General features: G+C 40.0%; 20 protein-coding genes. 13 read left to right on the forward strand and 7 right to left on the reverse strand.

What is annotated here, in order from left to right; all coding sequences use genetic code 11:
- Positions 1-56: 56 nt before the first annotated feature.
- Entirely contained in the window at positions 57-1,139 is a 1,083-nt protein-coding gene (locus tag RM529_RS02230) for an aminotransferase class V-fold PLP-dependent enzyme (protein WP_311483118.1), read from the reverse strand.
- Between the two features lie 36 nt (positions 1,140-1,175).
- Between RM529_RS02230 and RM529_RS02235 the strand changes: the two genes are divergently transcribed.
- The 5 genes from RM529_RS02235 to fabD all read left to right on the forward strand — a co-directional run bounded on the left by RM529_RS02235 (position 1,176) and on the right by fabD (position 4,562).
- A complete protein-coding gene (locus RM529_RS02235; RefSeq protein ID WP_311483119.1) occupies positions 1,176-1,646 on the forward strand; it encodes a 2TM domain-containing protein in 471 nt (156 codons plus the stop codon).
- Positions 1,647-1,651: 5 nt separating this feature from the next.
- Positions 1,652-2,137, forward strand: coding sequence for a dihydrofolate reductase (locus RM529_RS02240; protein ID WP_311483120.1), 486 nt, complete (start codon positions 1,652-1,654; stop codon positions 2,135-2,137).
- On the forward strand, positions 2,121-2,987 hold the full coding sequence (locus tag RM529_RS02245) for a fructosamine kinase family protein (RefSeq protein WP_311483121.1): 867 nt from the start codon (positions 2,121-2,123) through the stop codon (positions 2,985-2,987). Before RM529_RS02240 ends, RM529_RS02245 begins: the two co-directional genes overlap by 17 nt.
- A gap of 101 nt (positions 2,988-3,088) precedes the next feature.
- Entirely contained in the window at positions 3,089-3,589 is a 501-nt protein-coding gene (locus RM529_RS02250) for a pyridoxamine 5'-phosphate oxidase family protein (protein ID WP_311483122.1), read from the forward strand.
- A 91-nt stretch (positions 3,590-3,680) separates the two neighbouring features.
- Complete coding sequence (gene fabD / locus RM529_RS02255) at positions 3,681-4,562, forward strand: ACP S-malonyltransferase (RefSeq protein ID WP_311483123.1); 882 nt, start codon at positions 3,681-3,683, stop codon at positions 4,560-4,562.
- A gap of 289 nt (positions 4,563-4,851) precedes the next feature.
- Here the strand turns inward: fabD and RM529_RS02260 are convergent, their stop codons facing one another.
- Positions 4,852-5,988 (reverse strand): DegT/DnrJ/EryC1/StrS family aminotransferase, encoded by a 1,137-nt coding sequence (locus RM529_RS02260; RefSeq protein ID WP_311483161.1) that lies wholly within the window; start codon positions 5,986-5,988, stop codon positions 4,852-4,854.
- A 96-nt stretch (positions 5,989-6,084) separates the two neighbouring features.
- Here RM529_RS02260 and RM529_RS02265 point away from each other — a divergent pair, with 96 nt between their 5' ends.
- The 3 genes from RM529_RS02265 to RM529_RS02275 all read left to right on the forward strand — a co-directional run bounded on the left by RM529_RS02265 (position 6,085) and on the right by RM529_RS02275 (position 8,051).
- Positions 6,085-7,323 (forward strand): 3-deoxy-D-manno-octulosonic acid transferase, encoded by a 1,239-nt coding sequence (locus RM529_RS02265; protein ID WP_311483124.1) that lies wholly within the window; start codon positions 6,085-6,087, stop codon positions 7,321-7,323.
- Positions 7,324-7,542: 219 nt separating this feature from the next.
- On the forward strand, positions 7,543-7,878 hold the full coding sequence (locus RM529_RS02270) for a hypothetical protein (protein ID WP_311483125.1): 336 nt from the start codon (positions 7,543-7,545) through the stop codon (positions 7,876-7,878).
- A gap of 20 nt (positions 7,879-7,898) precedes the next feature.
- Complete coding sequence (locus RM529_RS02275) at positions 7,899-8,051, forward strand: hypothetical protein (RefSeq protein WP_311483126.1); 153 nt, start codon at positions 7,899-7,901, stop codon at positions 8,049-8,051.
- A 120-nt stretch (positions 8,052-8,171) separates the two neighbouring features.
- Here the strand turns inward: RM529_RS02275 and RM529_RS02280 are convergent, their stop codons facing one another.
- The 4 genes from RM529_RS02280 to hpt all read right to left on the reverse strand — a co-directional run bounded on the left by RM529_RS02280 (position 8,172) and on the right by hpt (position 11,016).
- Positions 8,172-8,693: a DUF4136 domain-containing protein gene (locus RM529_RS02280; RefSeq protein ID WP_311483127.1), complete on the reverse strand. Its 522-nt coding sequence runs from the start codon at positions 8,691-8,693 to the stop codon at positions 8,172-8,174.
- Positions 8,694-8,800: 107 nt separating this feature from the next.
- Positions 8,801-9,808 carry a GTPase ObgE gene (gene obgE, locus RM529_RS02285; protein ID WP_311483128.1) on the reverse strand — a complete coding sequence of 336 codons (1,008 nt, stop codon included), beginning with the start codon at positions 9,806-9,808 and terminating at the stop codon, positions 8,801-8,803.
- 98 nt (positions 9,809-9,906) lie between these two features.
- Complete coding sequence (locus tag RM529_RS02290) at positions 9,907-10,482, reverse strand: adenylate kinase (RefSeq protein WP_311483129.1); 576 nt, start codon at positions 10,480-10,482, stop codon at positions 9,907-9,909.
- Positions 10,483-10,485: 3 nt separating this feature from the next.
- Complete coding sequence (gene hpt, locus RM529_RS02295; protein ID WP_311483130.1) at positions 10,486-11,016, reverse strand: hypoxanthine phosphoribosyltransferase; 531 nt, start codon at positions 11,014-11,016, stop codon at positions 10,486-10,488.
- A gap of 120 nt (positions 11,017-11,136) precedes the next feature.
- On the opposite strand from hpt, the gene RM529_RS02300 reads away from it, so the two are divergent.
- The 4 genes from RM529_RS02300 (at position 11,137) to RM529_RS02315 (ending at position 15,745) form a co-directional block, all read left to right on the forward strand.
- Positions 11,137-12,297, forward strand: a complete 1,161-nt coding sequence (locus tag RM529_RS02300; RefSeq protein ID WP_311483131.1) for a 5-(carboxyamino)imidazole ribonucleotide synthase — start codon at positions 11,137-11,139, stop codon at positions 12,295-12,297.
- Positions 12,298-12,340: 43 nt separating this feature from the next.
- Positions 12,341-12,826, forward strand: a complete 486-nt coding sequence (gene purE / locus RM529_RS02305; RefSeq protein WP_311483132.1) for a 5-(carboxyamino)imidazole ribonucleotide mutase — start codon at positions 12,341-12,343, stop codon at positions 12,824-12,826.
- A 210-nt stretch (positions 12,827-13,036) separates the two neighbouring features.
- Positions 13,037-15,070, forward strand: coding sequence for a M3 family metallopeptidase (locus RM529_RS02310; RefSeq protein ID WP_311483133.1), 2,034 nt, complete (start codon positions 13,037-13,039; stop codon positions 15,068-15,070).
- A gap of 123 nt (positions 15,071-15,193) precedes the next feature.
- Entirely contained in the window at positions 15,194-15,745 is a 552-nt protein-coding gene (locus RM529_RS02315; protein ID WP_311483134.1) for a sigma-70 family RNA polymerase sigma factor, read from the forward strand.
- A 247-nt stretch (positions 15,746-15,992) separates the two neighbouring features.
- Here the strand turns inward: RM529_RS02315 and RM529_RS02320 are convergent, their stop codons facing one another.
- Positions 15,993-16,817, reverse strand: coding sequence for a UbiA prenyltransferase family protein (locus RM529_RS02320; RefSeq protein ID WP_311483135.1), 825 nt, complete (start codon positions 16,815-16,817; stop codon positions 15,993-15,995).
- A gap of 126 nt (positions 16,818-16,943) precedes the next feature.
- Between RM529_RS02320 and gcvP the strand changes: the two genes are divergently transcribed.
- Positions 16,944-19,787, forward strand: coding sequence for an aminomethyl-transferring glycine dehydrogenase (gcvP, locus tag RM529_RS02325; protein ID WP_311483136.1), 2,844 nt, complete (start codon positions 16,944-16,946; stop codon positions 19,785-19,787).
- Positions 19,788-19,886: the final 99 nt, after the last annotated feature.

The following is a 19,886-nucleotide window of genomic DNA, read 5'->3' on the forward strand; positions in this document are numbered from 1 at the left end:
ACTGAAAGCTCATTTTCAACCTCCGGTTTTCATGAATCCTCAAATATTTTAGTGAATTAGCGTCTGGTTTTAAGTGCATCCAGCAATTTTTCCACCTCTTCCACAGTGTTGAAAAAATGGAAACTAACACGAATCCCCTCTCCCCTTTGTGAGATAATAATATTTGCTTTTCTTAAGGACTTAAATAATTCATGGTCTCCTTTTATATTATAGATCGAAGAGTGTTCGTTACGCTTTACCACAAAATCCTCAAGAAGCCCAAGTTCAGAAAATTTTTCCTTTGCAAAATCTTTCAATTTATTAACCTGCGCCTCAATATTCTCCATTCCTGTATCCCGAAGCAATTTTAGAGCAACACTTAAGCTTCCGTGATTTAAAGTATCCTGATGCCCCGGTTCAAACTTACCAATAAAGTTCCCCTCGTGGGCCTTATATTTTCCCTGTAGCGAGCCAAAACCCAAATGTTTGGGATGAATCTTCCCCACAATGTTTTCATTAAAAAGAATAAAACCATTACCATAACCACCATTCAGCCATTTATAGCTACTGCTAATTACCACATCAATTCCCGTGGAATCAAAATCAAAGATCTCAGTACCTAAAAATTGTGTCCCATCAGCAATAAAAATCGTGTCGGGAAATTCCTTTTTTAACTCTTTCAAAAAGTCTATACTCAGCTTTACCCCGTTTATATATTGCACAATGCTGAAGGCAAAAAAATCAGGTTGATGCGCTTTTAATGCGGTCCTTATGTTATCTTCCAGATAAGCGTCAATTTCCGTATAAAAACATTCAAAATTTCTCGATTCCACAGGCCAGTTGATGGAGGGATAGTCATTCTTAATAAGCAATGCTTTTTTAGGCTTTTCAAGGCCCTCCAACAGTGTGTTAAATCCGTAGGAAAAATTAGGAACAAGGGCCACTCTCTGCGGCGCGCAATTAAAAAAGCCTCCAACCGTCTCCCTTACTTCAGTAAGAACCTCTCCTTGTTTTTCTTTTAAAATACTCGCGGAAACAAGGAAATCCAGGTCGTGATCCTGCCGGTATTCAAATACTTTTTCAGGTAAAAGACCTGAAGCTGCCGTGTTTAAATAGGTGTACTGCTTTAACACAGGAAAGCCTTTTCTTAAATTATCCATAGGTGACGGGAAATTCTTTTTTAAAAAAATGTAAATTTGATATACACTAATGTACTTTTAATTATGCTCTCTAAAAAGAAAAATACTTCCAAACTGGACGCAGAAAACAGGGAATTATATGAATACGCGCGCAAGCGTACCCTTCAGAAAAAAAGGCTCTTTCAGCATTTCGTGGTATTTCTGATCGGGGCGGTTTTTTTAATTGTTTTAAATGTGGTTATAGGGTATCAGGAACAATTTCAGCCTCTGGGCTATAACTGGTTTGTGTGGGCGGTGCTTTTATGGGCATTGATCTTCCTTGTGCACTTTTTTAACGTTTTTGTAGTTCACACCTTTATGGGTAAGGAATGGCAGGACAGGCAAATGGAGTTATTGGTAAAAAAGCAAAAGGAAAAAATAGTAAAAATGCAGGGCCAGGTAGAAAAAGATCACCCGGTACCAGAGACTGTAGAGACGCAAAACAAACGTATTGATCCTGAAAAACCCCGTAAACCCTACAATTCTTAAAACTTATGCTTACAATGGTAGCGGCGGCGGCCGAAAATAATGCACTTGGAAAGGAGAACGACCTTGTCTGGCATTTGCCTGATGACTTTAAGCGTTTTAAAAAAATTACTTCCGGTCACCACATCATTATGGGCCGCAAAACGTTTGAATCTTTTCCAAAGCTCCTTCCCAATCGCACCCATATCATTCTTACCAGGAAAAAAGATTACCAGCCCGAAAACACAATAGTTGTAAATTCCCTTGAGGAGGCGCTGAAATCCACCGGAAATGATGAGAAAATTTTTATAATTGGCGGCGGCGAAATTTATAAGCTTGCTATAGAAAAAGCAGATAAAATTGAGCTAACCCGCGTGCACGGTACTTTTGAAGCAGATACTTTTTTTCCAGAGGTCGACCCCGAAAAATGGCAAATATCTTCTGAAGAATTCCACCCAAAGGACGAGAGGCACGAATACTCCTTTACCTATATTACCTATGAACGCCGAAAGTAGTTTTTCTGAAGTAATAAAACAGGCTGGGGAAGAAAATGGCTTTGCAGTAAAAAAAATGCGGTCCCTAACGGGCGGGGATATTAATAACGTCTTTTTTATAGAAACCGATTTTTTAAGAAAGCTGGTTATTAAAATTAATGACAGCAATAAATACCCCGGCATGTTCGAGGCAGAAAAATCAGGTCTCGAGGAACTTCGGAATGCCCAAGTTATTGATGTTCCGGAAGGTCTCTTTACCGGAGAAGTGCAGGGAAAATCTTATCTGATTCTTCGTTACATAGAAACAGCGAATAAAATTCCGGAATTCTGGGAAGTTTTTGGAGAACAAATGGCTGCTTTGCATAAAACCACTTCCAGTAAATTTGGATTTAAAACAGATAATTATATTGGCAGCCTTCCGCAGTACAATAAAAGATATGATTCAGCTTCAGAATTTTATGTTTCACAGCGCCTGGAACCTCAGCTGAAAATGGCGCAAAACTCCGGTTACGACCTTGGAAAGACTACAACATTCTTAAAAAATGTCTCAGAGTTAATTCCGGATGAACCTCCCGCACTCATCCATGGAGACCTTTGGGGCGGAAACTACATTGTTAATGCTGAAGGTTTTCCCTGTCTCATAGATCCAGCTGTAGCTTATGCGCCACGGGAAATGGATCTTTCTATGATGAAGTTATTTGGAGGTTTTGACGCTGAACTTTTTAAAAGTTACAACTCGCATTTTCCGCTAGAGTCCGGTTTTGAAGAAAGAGTTCCGCTTTGGCAACTGTATTACCTCCTTGTTCACCTCAACATCTTTGGATTAGGCTACAAGAATTCTGTCGAAAATATCATACGGCAATACACCTGATTTCACAATTCTTAACAGTAGAAAATTATCTTTTAGCAGTTTATTAGCTAGGATGCTGGAAGCTGCTTATTATCTTCAAACCTCACAATAAATTATTGACAATGAGTACAAAGAACTTAAACCATAAAGAAGCAAAAGAAAAATTAATTAACCTTGTAGATGATATAAAGACGGGCTTTCTCGCCACCGGCTTGACTAAAAAACCTGTAAGCGCTATCCCCATGTCTACTAAAAAGGTGGATGACCAAGGCAATATCTGGTTTTTAAGCAGCATGAACAGCGATCATAATGGGGATATAGCTCAGGACCCAGACGTGCAACTACTCTACAGCGACAATAAAGACATGGAATTTATCAGCATTTTTGGAAGGGCTTCCATAGTTACAGATAAGGAAATTCTGGAAGATTTCTATTCTAAGGTAGATGATGCGTGGTTCTCGGGTCATGACGATCCAAGTCTTTCTGCAATTAAGGTGGTACCACAGGAAGCCTATTATTGGGATACTAAACAGAACAAATACATCACCCTCTTCAAGATGGGATTGGCCGCCCTTGGTGGTGACCAGGAAGATATAGGCGAAAAAGGAAAATTGAATATCTAAATTCATTTTTGCTAAATTAAGACCTCGTAATAATCTGATTATTATGAGGTCTTTTTTTTTATGCATATTTTAGCTACCTAAATGACAAAACATGAATGCATATATATTTCCTGGACAGGGAGCACAATTTTCCGGAATGGGTTTAGACCTTTATGAAAAATCCCCCGAAGCGCAACAATTATTTAACGATGCAAACAAGATTCTAGGATTTTCGATTACAGATATTATGTTTGAAGGGTCTCCTGAAGACCTGAAGCAAACCCGGGTTACCCAACCCGCAGTTTTTTTACATTCTGTTATTCTAAGCAAAGTTTTAGGAGAGAACTTTAAACCCGATATGGTTGCAGGGCATTCCCTTGGGGAATTATCGGCATTGGTGGCAAACGGAGTTCTAAGTTTTGAAGAAGGGCTAAAACTGGTGCATAAACGGGCTCTGGCAATGCAAAAAGCCTGTGAACTAAAAGCTTCTACAATGGCAGCAGTTTTGGGATTGGAAGATGAAATTGTAGAAGCAATATGTGCAGATGTAGAAGGAGTAGTGGTCGCCGCCAACTATAACTGTCCGGGGCAGTTGGTGATTTCGGGAGAAGTGGAAGCTGTGGAAAAAGCCTGCGAAGAATTGAAAGATAAAGGCGCACGGCGGGCGATGATTTTGCCTGTAGGCGGCGCATTTCACTCTCCTTTAATGGAACCTGCACGACAGGAATTAGCAGATGCGATAGAAAAATCGACTTTTAATAAACCCTCCTGCCCTATTTATCAAAATGTAAGCACGTTTGCCGTTACAGATCCCGCAGAAATTAAAAAGAACCTGGTTTTCCAGTTAACTGCACCTGTAAAATGGACACAGTCGGTACAAAATATGATCAAGGACGGAGCAAAAACTTTTACTGAAGTCGGCCCCGGAAAAGTGCTACAAGGCCTCGTAAAGAAAATAGACCGAAGTGTGGAAGTAAGCTCCGGAGAGATTTAAAATTGTGAAGAGTGAGAAGTGAAGGGTGAAAGGTGAAATTTTGTTTCAATATTAAATTTGATCCGGCTATTTATGTTTTCTTTTTCATTCAAGGAAAAAAAAGAGGTGACAGAAACATGAAACTCTAAAAATGTCTCGACTCCGCTCGACATGGTCACCGAGAAAACCACGAACTCCGAACTAAAAACCACGAACTTATAGATGCCGATAATTGCCATTTTAGAGCTGCGCTCCATTTTTCGGAAAAAACTAAAGGCACGAAATAAAACCGTTCGTGCCTTTTTCATTTTTATCCTTTCTTCAAAAAATCAATTATGGTACTGGTAATATACGCTATCTGGTCATCCTCAAGTTCGGTATGCATTGGCAACGAAATCACCTCTTTTACCAATTGGTTCGTCACGGGGAAATCCCCTTCATTGTAACGCTCGTCAGTATAAGCTTTCTGTTTATGCAAAGGAATTGGATAATAAACTCCGCACGGAATATCTTTTTCCTGCAAATGCTTTACCAGCTCATCCCGTTTTCCATTGGTGATCTTAAGTGTATATTGATGAAAAACATGGGTATCAGGCTCACCTTCCCTTACCGGAATTTCCAAAAATCCCTGTCCTCTTAAGGCTTCATCATACTTTTCTGCAGCTTCCCGGCGGGCTTTATTATAATAGTCAAGCTTAGGAAGTTTTGCACGTAACACAGCGGCTTGCAAACTGTCCAGCCTGGAATTTACACCCACAACATCATGGTGATAACGCTCGTACATCCCGTGGTTCACAATACCTCTAATCGTGTGCGCCAAATCATCATTATTGGTAAAAATAGCACCACCATCGCCATAGCAGCCAAGATTCTTGGATGGAAAAAATGAAGTTGCGGCAACATCTCCAATTGCTCCGGCCTTAACTCTTCCGCTATTTTTAAAATGATAATTCCCTCCAATCGCCTGTGCATTATCTTCAATTACATAAAGATCATGTTCCCCGGCAATTTCCATAATCGCATCCATATTCGCCGTTTGGCCAAACAGGTGTACAGGTACGATAGCTTTTGTTTTTGAAGTAATGGCTCTTTTAATAGCTTCAGGATCTATATTAAAAGTATCGGGCTCTACATCTACCAGCACCGGAGTTAACTGGAGCAGGGCGATTACCTCTACTGTCGCGGCAAAAGTGAAATCTGCGGTTATTACCTCATCCCCCGGCTTTAGGTCCAGTCCCATCATGGCAATTTGTAAAGCATCTGTCCCGTTTGCACAGGGGATTACATGCTTTACATCCAGGTATTCTTCCATTTCCTTCTGAAATTTCTGAACTTCAGGGCCATTTATAAAGGCCGACGATTCGAGTATTTCCTGAAAGGAATCGTTTACTTCGCCTTTTATAGCTTCATATTGACCTTTAAGGTCTACCATTTGTATCTTTCTCATCATCTTTTTTTGTCTCACGAAAATACGAAATATCAGACCTACAGCCAATGCAATTTTGAGGAAAGGCCTATTTTAGCGGTATTAAAGAAACACATTTTGTATATCCTTTATAATTTTTTTGTTGGTTTAGCTGAATTCTTATTGCCGATAATTGCCATTTTTAAGCCCCGGCTTAAACTATTTGTTGAAGGCAGGAAAGAAGTCTTTAATAAACTGAAGGCCGAAATTGGTCAAAATGACCGGGTGATCTGGTTTCATGCTGCTTCCTTGGGAGAATTTGAACAGGCCGTTCCGGTGATTGAAATGGTTAAAGCTGAAATGCCCAATAGAAAGGTTTTAGTCACCTTCTTTTCTCCGTCAGGCTACGAAAACAAGAAAAAGCATCCTTTGGCTGATGTTATTACTTATTTACCGATGGATTCACCAAGAAAAGTAAAGAAATTTCTGAAAATAGTTGCTCCAGAGCTCGTTTTCTTCGTGAAATATGAAATCTGGCCAAATTATTTAAAGGAATTGCGCAAACAGAAGATCCGCAACTTCTTAATTTCGGGAGTTTTTCGGGAGAATCAGGTTTTTTTTAAAAGTTATGGCGGCTGGATGCGGAAATCTTTACAAACTTTTGAACACTTTTTTGTTCAGAACAAAACTTCTGAAGCACTGCTTAAAAATCACAATTTCGATAATGTGAGTATCAGCGGGGACACCAGATTTGATCGTGTTTCGCGACAAATTGAATACAATAACAAATTAGCATTTGTAGAAGAGTTCCTTCAGGGTAAACTTTGTATTGTCGCCGGAAGTACGTGGCCTGAAGATGAAGATTTACTAATAGATTACATCAATTCCGCTGCAGAAAAGGTAAAATTTATTATTGCGCCGCACGAGATAAAAGAAGAAAAGATACAGGAACTACAAAAAAAGCTAAAGAAAACCTCTGTACGTTATACTGAAAATCATCAGGATTTAGCTGGTTTCGATGTTTTGATAATTGATACTATTGGACTGTTGGGCAAAATTTACAGCTATGCAGACGTTGCCTATGTGGGCGGTGCCGCAGGAAATTCCGGACTTCATAATATCCTGGAACCTGCAACCTTTGGTATTCCAATCGTTATTGGTCCAAACTTTTCAAAATTTCCTGAAGCAATTAAACTTCAGCAGCTCGCAGGGCTTTTTTCGGTCGCAACTGCACAGGAAGCTTCTTCTGTATTTCAGAAATTAATAGATGATAAGGCCTTCCGTAGAAAAACCGGGATGATTTCTGGCCATTTTATTAATAGTAATACAGGAGCCACAGCGGCCATACGCAATTACCTCTTTGATAAAAATGATTAATTTCCAAAAGCTTTTCCAAATTATCAATAATTTAACTTTTTAGTGTAAGAATTTAGCAACAAATTTGGCTTCCGTATACTTTACATAACTAATTTTGGCAAAAAGTAATTGATTAGAAAGCGTTGAATTAACCGGCTTCTTACTGGACGGCGTTCTTACAGAAAAATTGAAACTGTTTAATTATAGTGCTTAGAAAATCGAATCACCAAATATGTTAATATGAAAAGATCAGTCTTATTTTTTGCTTTAGTATTTGCTATCAGTACAAGTTTTACTTCCTGCCGGGAGGTGGAAAATGAAACCGATGACGTGGAAATGGAAAGTAATGAGATGGAAGTCGATGAGGACGAAGCTGAAGAAACCGGCAACCACCTGGATCGTGTAGGAGAAGGAATAGAAAACACAGCCGACAAAACCGGAAATGCTATAGAAGAAGGAGCTCGCGAAACAGGAGATGCCATTGAAGAAGGTGCACGTGAAACCGGGGACGCCATTGAAGAAGGCGCCAATCAGGTAGAAAATGAATTGGATGGTGATCCAACAGACGATAATTAATCTTTAAAATCAATAATTACATGAAAAAGTTAATGCTAATCCTTGCACTTGTATGTTCTACCAGTGTTTTCACGTCTTGCAGAGAGGAAAAATCTGGAGTAGAAAGAGCCGCTGACGATGTGGAAGATGCTGCCGACGATGTTGGGGACGCTGTAGAAGATGCTACGGACTAACAAAAAAACTGTCTGAAAATTGCGTTTCATGTTGCAGGATTTATTTCTGCGGGATGAAAATTTCAATTTTCAGACAGTCTTTAATTTTTAAAAATTTCCTTACTTTCCGTACTTCCGGAATTATTTTTCTGGTGGATAGCCATCTAAAGCTTTTTGTAACACTTTATCAAAAAGTGCCTGCCGCTGCTCCGGCCGTGCATTAGGATTAAACTTCACATCCACAACAGCCTGCCAGACTAAATTGTCTTTAGACTTATCTATAAAATCAATAGTCATTTTTAAATAATTCTCCGGTCCACCAATAGGTATTCCGCCGGAAACTCCAACTCCCACGTTGCCTCCTCCGCCTCCAACTCCAAGGCCAATACTATTCCCGCTCTGCTGCTGAAATTTTTCAGTGTATATATTGATAAAAAGATCAGGATCGTCTGCTGTAGAGAAACCTTTTTGCTGCATCACATTATCCAGGGCCCTTATCAGCCTTGCTTCATCCAACTGGCTTAAGCCCGACCGAAAATCGGGGAAGAGTGAGTAAGTAGAATATGCATTAAAATTTGCAGCCTGGTCGTAATCGTAAGCAATTTTTGGCGCATTACAGCTGGCAAAAAGCACGCAAATAAATAGAAGTTTTATTATTTTCATATCCATAACATTTTAGGAAGATTTTATTTCTAATTTTTCCGCAGTGCGGAAACTCTCTAAAGTTAATCAAAAACTATCCCGAAAATGAAAAGATAAGAAATGTGGTTTTAGTCAGGCTTCCTATTGAGCATTTCCCAAAGCCTGTCTTTCAACTCCGTAAGTCCCTGTTGCGCTACTGATGAAATAAATACATAATCTGCATTCAGGTTCTCATCGAGCTCAGCCTTTAATTCTGCTTTAAGTTCAGCGTCCAGCATGTCGCTTTTAGAAATAGCAATTAAACGATCTTTATCGAGCATTTCAGGATTATACCTTCTCAATTCGTCCACCAGGATTTCATATTGATTGGCAATATTAGAAGCATCTGCCGGAATTAAAAATAACAACGTAGAATTCCTCTCGATATGCCGCAAAAAACGATAACCAAGCCCTTTTCCTTCCGCAGCTCCTTCTATGATCCCCGGGATATCGGCAACCACAAAAGTTTTAAAGTCGCGATATTGTACAATTCCGAGGTTAGGCTTTAAAGTAGTAAATTCGTAATCAGCGATTTTCGGTTTGGCCGCAGTAATTACAGAGAGTAATGTAGATTTCCCTGCATTTGGAAATCCAACGAGCCCCACATCTGCAAGGACTTTTAATTCCAGCGTAACATCCACTTCCTTGCCCTCTATCCCCGGTTGTGCGTAGCGAGGAGTTTGATTGGTAGAACTTTTAAAATGCCAGTTTCCAAGGCCACCCTTTCCGCCTTCTGCTACTACATATTCTTTTCCATCTTCAGTAATCTCCTGAATAATTTCCTGGGTTTCGGTATCCCGAATCACAGTTCCCAAAGGAACATCAATATATTCATCTGATCCATCAGAACCTGAGCTCCTGGATTTTGAGCCATTCCCGCCGTGTTCAGCCCGAACGTGCCTCTTAAATTTTAAATGGAAAAGTGTCCACAGGTTTTTATCGCCACGAATAATCACGTGGCCTCCACGGCCTCCATCTCCCCCATCGGGACCTCCTTTTGTAATATATTTTTCCCGGTGTAAATGTGCAGAGCCACTCCCCCCGTTCCCGGAAGAAACGTGGATTTTCACATAATCAACAAAATTCCCTTCAGTCATATTCGTTCTGGTTTGAGGCTTTCAAGTTTTATTTTCGTCACTTTTTAAACAGTATGTCGAAAACTGGCATTTTGAGGCAGCCTCTTTTCCTTCAGTTATTAAACTAGTTTATCTATAACTGCACTGAGCCTTTCGGTGATTTCCTGGACAGATCCCACACCATCTACTCCGTAATATTTATCGTCCTTTTTATAATACTCTTTAAGAATAGCAGTCTCTTCGTAATATACTTTTATCCTTTCTCTTATTACAGATTCATCTGCATCATCTGGCCTTCCCGAAGTTTTTCCTCGTTCCAGTAAGCGCTGTAACAAAACCTCATCCTCTACTTCCAGCGCGACCATCGCATCTACCTCTTCCTCTTTAGAAGCAAGTAAATCCTCCAATGCTTCTGCCTGTGCACGGGTTCGTGGAAATCCGTCAAAAATAAAACCTTTGGCACCTTCGTTGCTCTCCACTTCTGCTTTTAGCATCTCTATGGTCACCTCGTCGGGAACCAGCTGCCCCTTATCCATATAAGATTTTGCACTTTTACCAAGTTCCGTTTCATTCTTGATATTGTACCGGAAAACATCTCCGGTAGAGATATGCACCAGTTGATATTTCTCCTTTAAAATTGAAGCTTGTGTTCCTTTGCCGGCGCCGGGAGGGCCAAAAAGTACCAGATTTGTCATTTTTTATTCTTTGCGTTTATATACTTGTGTAAGGTTTCTTCCCAAACCGTCATAATCCAGACCGTACCCCACAATAAATTTATCAGGAATTTCAATTCCTATATATGCTATACTTAACGATTTCTTGTAGGCTTCAGGTTTAAAAAACAGTGTGGCCACCTTATAATCGGCCACATTTTCTGCTTCCAGGATCTTGTTAATTTCCTCCAGCGTATTTCCGGTATCCACGATATCTTCAAGGATTACCACTTTTCTTCCTTCCACTTTCTGGTTTAATCCAACCAAAGTTTTCACTGTTCCCGTGGTAGAAGTCCCTTCATAGGAACCCATTTTCACAAAACTTACCTCACAATCTCCTTTGAAGCGCTTTATAACTTCTGAAGCAAACATAAAAGAGCCGTTTAAAACACCAATAAAAATCGGGTTTTGGTCTTTATAATCGGCATTAAGCCGGGCAGAAATTTTCTCTACAGCACCTTCAATCTCTTCTTCGGAAATATAAGGCTCAAATTGTAAATCATGAAGTTGAATCAAAACATCAAATTTTAAAGAGGCAAAGATAAGGATTCTCAATCATCCAGACCATCAGATTTCTATAAGAATAAGTAGTGCATTCCACCTTAAAAAATTATTTTTGTAGAAACTGAAATTTATATGCTCAATTATTTTTCGTCAGACTTTAAATTGGGAATTCTCGGCGGCGGTCAGCTGGGAAAAATGATGCTCTACGAGACTAGGAAATTCGACATCCAAACCAATGTTTTAGACCCAAACGCAGAAGCCCCAGCCAGGATTGCATGCAATTATTTTGAGCAGGGAGACCTGATGGATTACGATACCGTAATTAACTTTGGCAGGAAAGCAGACGTGCTGACTTTTGAAATTGAAGGAGTTAATGTAGATGCACTAAGGAAGCTGGAAAAAGAAGGTGTAAAAACTTATCCCTCTGCCGGGACACTGGAAAAAATTCAGAATAAAGGAATTCAAAAGAACTTTTACTTAGAAAATGAAATTCCTACAGCAGCTTTTCAGATTTACAGGAACAAAAAAGAATTACTAAAGGACATTGAGCAAGGGAAACGAAAATTCCCTTTTGTCTGGAAAAGTACAACAGGCGGCTACGACGGCAAAGGCGTGGCGGTTATAAAAACTGAAGAAGATTTAAACGATTTATCCGAAGTCGAATGTATTGCTGAAGAAATGATTACGTTTAAAAACGAACTTGCGGTGATTGTGGCGAGAAATCCTTCAGGCCAGGTAAAGACTTATCCTGTTGTAGAAATGGAATTTCATCCTGTTGCCAATCAGGTAGAATATGTGATTTGTCCGGCGAGAATAGATCCTGAACTAGCCGAAAAAGCAAGAAAAACCGCCGAAAAAGTTTCCGAAGCATTTAAACATGTAGGACTTCTGGCTGTTGAAATGTTCCAGACGAAAGACGATGAAATCCTGGTGAATGAAGTTGCACCCAGGCCACACAATAGTGGACATTACAGTATAGAAGCCAGTTACACTAACCAGTTTGAGCAGCATATACGGGCGATTCTCGACCTTCCGTTGGGAAATACCGACAGTAAAGTAGGCGGAATCATGGTAAACCTGGTGGGTGAAGAAAATCATACAGGTGAAGTGGTTTATGAGAATATCGAAAAAATAATGAAGATGGATGGGGTAACGCCCCACATCTACGGAAAAAAAATCACACGACCTTTTAGGAAAATGGGGCACGTCACGATTGTAAATGAGCAAATTTATGAAGCGAGAAGGATTGCCGAAGAAGTCAAAAATTCGATTAAAGTAATAGCTAGAAAATAACAATTATCTCACATCTGTTTTTGTGAGCACGAGAAATCAACATATGGGAAAAGTAGCAATAATCATGGGAAGCACCAGCGACATGCCGGTAATGCAGGACGCAATAGACATCCTGGAAGGATTTGATATTGAAGTTGAAGTAGATATAGTCTCTGCCCATCGCACTCCCGAAAAATTATTCGATTACGGCAAAAATGCTCATGAACGCGGGATACAGGTGATCGTAGCAGGTGCCGGCGGGGCAGCCCATTTGCCGGGAATGATCGCCTCACTCTCTCCTCTTCCCGTGATTGGCGTTCCTGTTAAATCCAGTAATTCTATCGACGGGTGGGATTCTGTACTTTCTATCCTACAAATGCCAGGAGGTGTTCCAGTTGCTACTGTGGCTTTAAACGGCGCGAAGAATGCCGGAATCCTCGCCGCCCAGATTATTGGTGCATCAGATAAATGTACACAGGATAAAATTTTAGTTTATAAAGAAGGGTTAAAAGAGAAAGTAATAGAAGGCGCCAAAAAGGTCAAAAAATAAGACAAGCCACACTTTCGTGTGGCTTGCGTAGTAGTTACTTCCTTTTAAACGTGTAAAATTTATTTATTAACCATTCTAAATATATTAATCCACAACTTTTAAAGTAACCTACATCTTAATGCTTTTCTAAAGAAGGCGTAAATGTAGTTAAAAAATATCTAAAATATGATTTCGATCATAAAATAATCTAATAACGTCAAGAAATATCCTATGACTACAAATAATCCCTTACTTGAAGAATTTACTTACGCACCTTTTTCCAAAATAGAGAATAAACATTTTAAGCCCGCAATTTTGGCTGCGATAGATGCTGCCCGTAAAGAAATTGATGGTATTGCAAACTCTAAAGAAGAAGCAAATTTTGAGAACACCATAGCTGCCCTGGAATTTTCGGGAAAACAGCTGGATCGGGTAACCAGTATTTTCTTCAATTTAAATTCTGCGGAAACAAATAAAGAGATCCAGAAAATTGCACAGGAGGTTTCACCGCTTTTAACCGAATTTAAAAATGATACTATCCTGAATAAAGCCCTTTTTAAAAAGGTAAAACAGGTATATGAAATTAAGGATCAGCTGGAACTAAGTGTAGAACAAGAAACACTGTTGGATAAAAAATATAAAGCTTTCTCCCGCAATGGTGCCAATCTTCCTGAAGGGAAACAGAAGGAACTAAGGGAAATCGACAAGCAACTTTCTTCGCTAAGCCTTAAATTTGGGGAAAATGTACTGGAGGAAACCAACAAATTTGAACTTCATATTACAAATGAAGATGAATTAAAAGGCCTTCCGGAAAGTTTTAAGGAAGAAGCAAAATCTGTAGCCGAATCAAAAGAAAAAGAAGGCTGGATTTTCACCCTGCAGTATCCCAGCTATATTCCGTTTATGAAATATGTGGAAAACCGGGAGCTTCGAAAAAAAATGGCACTCGCCTTTGGTTCCAAAGCATTTCACGGCGATGAGCTCGATAACCAGGACTATGTGCTGAAAATTGCCAAATTAAGGCATAGACGTGCAAACCTACTTGGCTTCGAAACTCATGCGCATTTTGTCCTGGAGCAGCGCATGGCAGAAACTCCGGAGAAAGTAGACAGCTTTTTAAACGAAATTTTGGAAAAAGCAAAGCCTGCTGCCGACCGGGAGTTTGCAGAACTGGAAAATTTCGCCAAAAAGCTGGATAGGATCGATCAATTACAAAAATGGGATGCTGCTTTTTATGGCGAAAAACTAAAACAGGAGCTTTTTAACCTTAATGATGAAAAACTGAAGCCTTATTTTGAGCTTGAAAGTGTTATAAATGGTGTTTTTCTTGTCGCCAACAAACTTTACGGACTTAATTTCACCGAAGTAACCGATGTGGATAAATATCATCCCGATGTAAAAACTTACCAGGTAACCGATGAGGAAAATAACATTATCGCCCTCTTATATGCAGATTTCCATCCCAGGGAAGGGAAACGTGGTGGTGCCTGGATGACCGGTTATAAACCGCAGTACATCAAAAATGGCAAAAATGAGCGTCCGCATATTTCCATTGTTTGTAATTTCACCAAACCTTCAAAAACAGAACCTTCATTATTGACATTTAACGAAGTCACCACTTTGTTCCACGAATTTGGCCATGCCCTGCACGGGATATTGGCAAACACCACTTACCCAAGCATTTCGGGAGCAAACGTGTATTGGGATTTTGTGGAATTACCCAGCCAGGTTCTGGAAAACTGGTGTTATGAGAAAGAAGCACTTCAGCTTTTTGCAAAGCATTACAAAACAGGAGAAACCATCCCGATGAAACTGGTAGAAAAGATAAAAGAATCGGCTAATTTTCATGAAGGGATGGCCACCGTACGACAATTGAGTTTTGGGATGCTGGACCTTAGCTGGCATGGGATAGATCCTACAGATATCACCGATGTAAAAGCACATGAAGATAAAGCCTTTGAACCCACAAAATTATATCCCGATGTTGCCGAAAATTGCATGAGCACTTCCTTCAGTCACATCTTTCAGGGCGGCTATTCTGCCGGTTATTATTCCTACAAATGGGCAGAAGTGCTGGATGCAGATACTTTTGAATATTTCCAGGAGCAGGGAATCTTCAGCAGGGAAGTGGCAAATAAATTCAGGGAAAATATTTTATCACAGGGCGGTACAGAGCACCCAATGACGCTTTATAAAAGATTCCGCGGAAAAGAACCTCAGCCCGAGGCATTATTAAAAAGAGCAGGATTACTTCCGAAGGAATAAGAAAATTACGCAGCCAATTACCAGTTAATAAGGAAATTGGCTGCACTTTTCAGCATAAAATCTTATCGTTTTTATAACTTTTTTGAATATTTCTTTTCCTATTTTTGATTAAGAAAATGTCTTATGCCAGCTCACAGCCTCGACCCTACCAAGTGGGTGGATAAATATTCAGATTATCTTTTTAACTATACGATTGTTCGGGTGAACGACCGCGAGGTGGCTAATGATCTTATTTCTGAAACTTTCCTGGCAGGATTAAAGTCGATGAAAAATTTTAAAGGGGAAGCAAGTGAACGTACCTGGCTAATTTCCATCTTAAAGCGGAAAATAATTGATTATTATCGGAAAATAAATTCTAAAAAAGGAAAAGCTGAAGTTCATATTAATTATTCTGACGATTTTAGCGACGGTGAATGGCTGGAAGAGCAGGTTGCAGATAATTCAGATCGCAATGCCGAAGATGAAATGGAGAATACCGAGTTGGGAATGGCTATCCTGGACTGCCTGGATCAAATAAATGAAAAGCAGGCAGCAATTTTTAAAATGAAAACGATTGATGGTGCAGATACTGAAGTAATTTGTAATGAGTTTAATATCACCCCGTCTAACCTGTGGGTAATTATACACAGGGCCCGGGTATCCCTCGCCGCATGTCTCGAAAAAAACTGGTTTTAAATTATGTTTAAAAATTTCTTTCTTATTGACTGTTCAAAAGCAGAGAACTCCTGCGATAAGTCCCAGTACAAGGAGCTTGGCAGAATAAATAAACTGAAATTGCTTATGCACATTGCTGTATGCCGCCGCTGTAAAGAATATACCTCTCGCAATTCCCGCCTCACAAAACTTATTAAAAGGTCTGATATAAAAACCTGCAGCAAAGTAGACAAGAAAGTTTGGAAAGAAAGAATAAGAGAAGAACTCGCTAAGCAAAATTCCTGAGAAGCAGCAAAATTACCAACCAAAAGATCGGCACACTCTCTACCCAGAAGGAAGAAAAGTAAGGATGCTGTTCTATTTCCGATTTCAGAAGAAAAACTCCCGTTATTACTAATATCAAAATCAGTGCAAGGAAATTGATTGTAATCACATTCCCCTGTAAAAGTTCAAGTAAAAGAATTAGTATTAAAACCGAGTAACCCAGAACTTTGGCTTTTTCTACCCCCATTTGCTGAGGAAGTGTGGAAAGCGCTGTTGCGTCGTACTTAACATCTCTAATCTCGAAAGGCAGCATTAAAACCACCATTAGCAGGAAACGCTGCAGGAATTCTATAAAAATATCTGCTGTTAATGCATCCATAGAATTTACTATTGGAAGCAGAACGCTTGCCCCGGCCCAGGAAATAGCAATTACAAAAACTTTTATTCCGCTAAGGCTTCTTAAATTTCGCTTCTTTCCTAAGAAAGGCACTGCGTAAAATAGCGTAAAGAGACCCAGAACAATGGCTACTGCTATTACTTGAACGTCCTGAATTAAAAAAAAGTAAGCTCCCGCTAAAAAGCAAAACAGCGAAAATACCTGGATATTCCTAAGATTTCTCGTGAGGCTTAAATGCTTTAGTTTAGCAATACCCGCGTATTTCACAAAGTTGTATCCCGTAACTGTTCCGAAGAAGATAAAGAGAAGCAGGTCATAATCTGGTGAGATATTATACTCCAGCATGGTAACTGTGCTAAGGGAAACGACCGCCAAAGCTACATGAATGCTGCTGTTTATATAGAGATCTATAGAATTTTTGAGAAAACCCATAGTCAAAATTAAGCATAATAAATGCACCAGCAGCAGGACTTAAATCTTAACATCTGTAAAGCCTCAAATGATAAATTTTTAGATTTAAAATCCGTATTTTCGCGGCACAAAACCACAACGATATTTATGAGAACAGATTCTTTTGCACTGCGCCACATTGGCCCCAGGGAAAGCGAACTAAAAGAAATGTTGGACACTATTGGAGTTGACTCTCTGGACCAGTTAATTTACGAAACTATTCCGGACGACATTCGGCTAAAATCTCCTTTAAACTTACCGGCTGCCTTAAGTGAGAATCAATATGCCGAGCATATCGGGCAACTGGCTGCCAAAAATAAAATTTTCAAAACTTATATTGGTTTAGGATATCACCAGGCAATTTTACCGGCTGTTATACAGCGTAATGTTTTGGAAAATCCGGGTTGGTACACCGCCTACACACCTTACCAGGCAGAGATCGCGCAGGGAAGGCTGGAAGCGCTACTCAACTTCCAGACCATGGTAAGCGATTTGACCGGGATGGAGATTGCAAACGCTTCCCTCCTGGACGAATCTACAGCAGCAGCCGAGGCCATGGCCTTATTGCACGCGGTTAGGGACAGAAAGCAGAAAAAAGATGATGTAAATAAATTTTTTGTTTCTGAAGAAACTTTACCTCAAACCATTTCCCTTTTAAGCACCAGGGCAGATTTCTTAGGGATCGATTTGGTTATAGGAAATCATCAGGAATTTGAATTTTCTTCAGAATTTTTTGGAGTGCTGCTTCAATATCCCGGGAAATACGGGCAGGTTCACAATTACACAGAATTTGTTTCTCAATGTAAAGAAGCTGATATTAAAATAGCCGTTGCAGCAGATATTCTAAGCCTTGTAAAATTACAAGCTCCGGGAGAACTGGGAGTAGATGTTGTGGTGGGAACCACTCAGCGTTTTGGAATTCCGCTTGGCTACGGCGGACCGCACGCTGCATATTTTGCCACAAAAGAAGAATATAAAAGGAACTTACCCGGAAGAATTATTGGTGTAACCAAAGATGTAGATGGAAACCATGCCCTGAGAATGGCGCTACAAACCCGGGAGCAACATATCAAAAGGGATAAAGCAACTTCCAACATTTGCACTGCACAGGTTTTACTTGCAGTTATGGCGGGGATGTATGCAGTGTATCACGGTCCTGATGGACTTAAGTATATTGCCGACACGGTGCATTATTCCGCAACAAACCTTTCCGCTCAACTTGTAAAGTTAGGTTTTGAGCAGATAAATACTACTTATTTTGATACGGTAAGGTTTAAAGCCGATTCTGCAGCCGTAAAAACTATAGCTGAAGAAAATGAAATTAATTTTTATTATCCAGATTCAGAAACGGTTTCTATTTCAATAAATGAAACCACCACGCTAGAAGATCTTAACGCAATAATTGCCGTTTTCGCTGAAGTTGCAGGAAAAGAATGTGATTCTCTGGTAGAACTTCTGGAAAATGAAGCTATTCCAAAAGAATTAAGCAGGAAAACTGAATTTCTAACTCATGATGTTTTTAATTCTTACCGTTCGGAAACAGAATTGATGCGTTACATTAAAAAGCTGGAACGAAAGGATTTATCACTTACACATTCTATGATCTCTCTTGGATCCTGCACCATGAAGCTTAATGCCGCTTCAGAAATGCTTCCGTTAAGCAATCCGCAATGGGGAAATATTCATCCTTTTGCACCTGTAGACCAAGCAGAAGGTTACCAGATCGTCCTTAAGCGCCTGGAAGATCAATTAACCGAAATCACAGGTTTTTCGGCTACCTCACTTCAGCCAAATTCCGGTGCGCAGGGAGAATATGCCGGTCTCATGGTGATTCGTGCCTACCAGGAATCGATTGGGGAAGGACATCGTAATATTTGCCTGATACCATCATCTGCTCACGGAACAAATCCAGCTTCTGCAGTAATGGCGGGGATGAAGGTGGTAGTGACAAAGGCCAGTGAAAACGGAAATATAGATGTGGACGACCTTCGGGAAAAAGCGATTAAACATAAGGATAACCTGGCTGCTTTGATGGTTACTTATCCTTCCACTCACGGCGTATTTGAGTCTGCCATAAAGGAAATTACACAGATTATCCACAATAACGGCGGGCAGGTTTATATGGACGGCGCAAATATGAATGCCCAGGTTGGACTTACGAATCCAGGTGCGATAGGTGCCGATGTTTGCCATCTTAACCTTCATAAAACCTTTGCTATTCCGCATGGCGGTGGCGGTCCCGGAGTAGGGCCTATATGTGTGGCAAAACAGCTAGCGCCTTTTTTACCGGGAAATCCTGTGATAAAAACCGGCGGAGAAAACGCGATTGGCGCTATTTCTTCGGCTCCATGGGGATCTGCGCTGGTATGCCTTATTTCCTACGGATACATTAAAATGCTTGGCAGCAAAGGACTTCAGAAAGCTACAGAACATGCTATTTTAAACGCCAATTATGTAAAGGAGCGTTTAAATGAACATTATAAAACATTATATTCCGGAGAAAGAGGGCGGGCTGCCCATGAGATGATTGTAGATTGCCGGCCTTTTAAAGCAAACGGGATAGAAGTGAGCGATATTGCGAAGCGGCTTATCGACTATGGCTTTCATGCACCTACTGTATCGTTTCCGGTAGCGGGAACTGTGATGATCGAACCTACAGAGAGTGAAAGTAAAGCCGAACTTGACCGGTTTTGTGATGCCCTTGTTTCCATCAGGAAAGAAATTAGTGAAACTTCAGCCGAAGAAGAAAATAACGTTTTAAAAAATGCGCCTCATACTTTGAAGATGCTAACATCAGACGAGTGGACTTTTCCTTACAGCAGGGAAAAAGCTGCTTATCCTTTAGATTATATTGCCGAAAATAAATTCTGGCCAGGTGTGAGACGTGTAGATGAAGCTTTTGGAGACCGGAACCTGATGTGTACCTGCCCTCCTACTGAAGATTATGCTTAAATATATAAGCAGGTATTTCTAAAGGCAAGGAATAATTTTTATTCGGAATAAATTTCAGGAATTCAATACATTGAAATCCGGAAGCAGAAAGAGGCTGTA

The organism is Autumnicola edwardsiae, from assembly GCF_031846505.1.
GTDB classification, from domain to species: Bacteria; Bacteroidota; Bacteroidia; order Flavobacteriales; family Flavobacteriaceae; genus Autumnicola; species Autumnicola edwardsiae.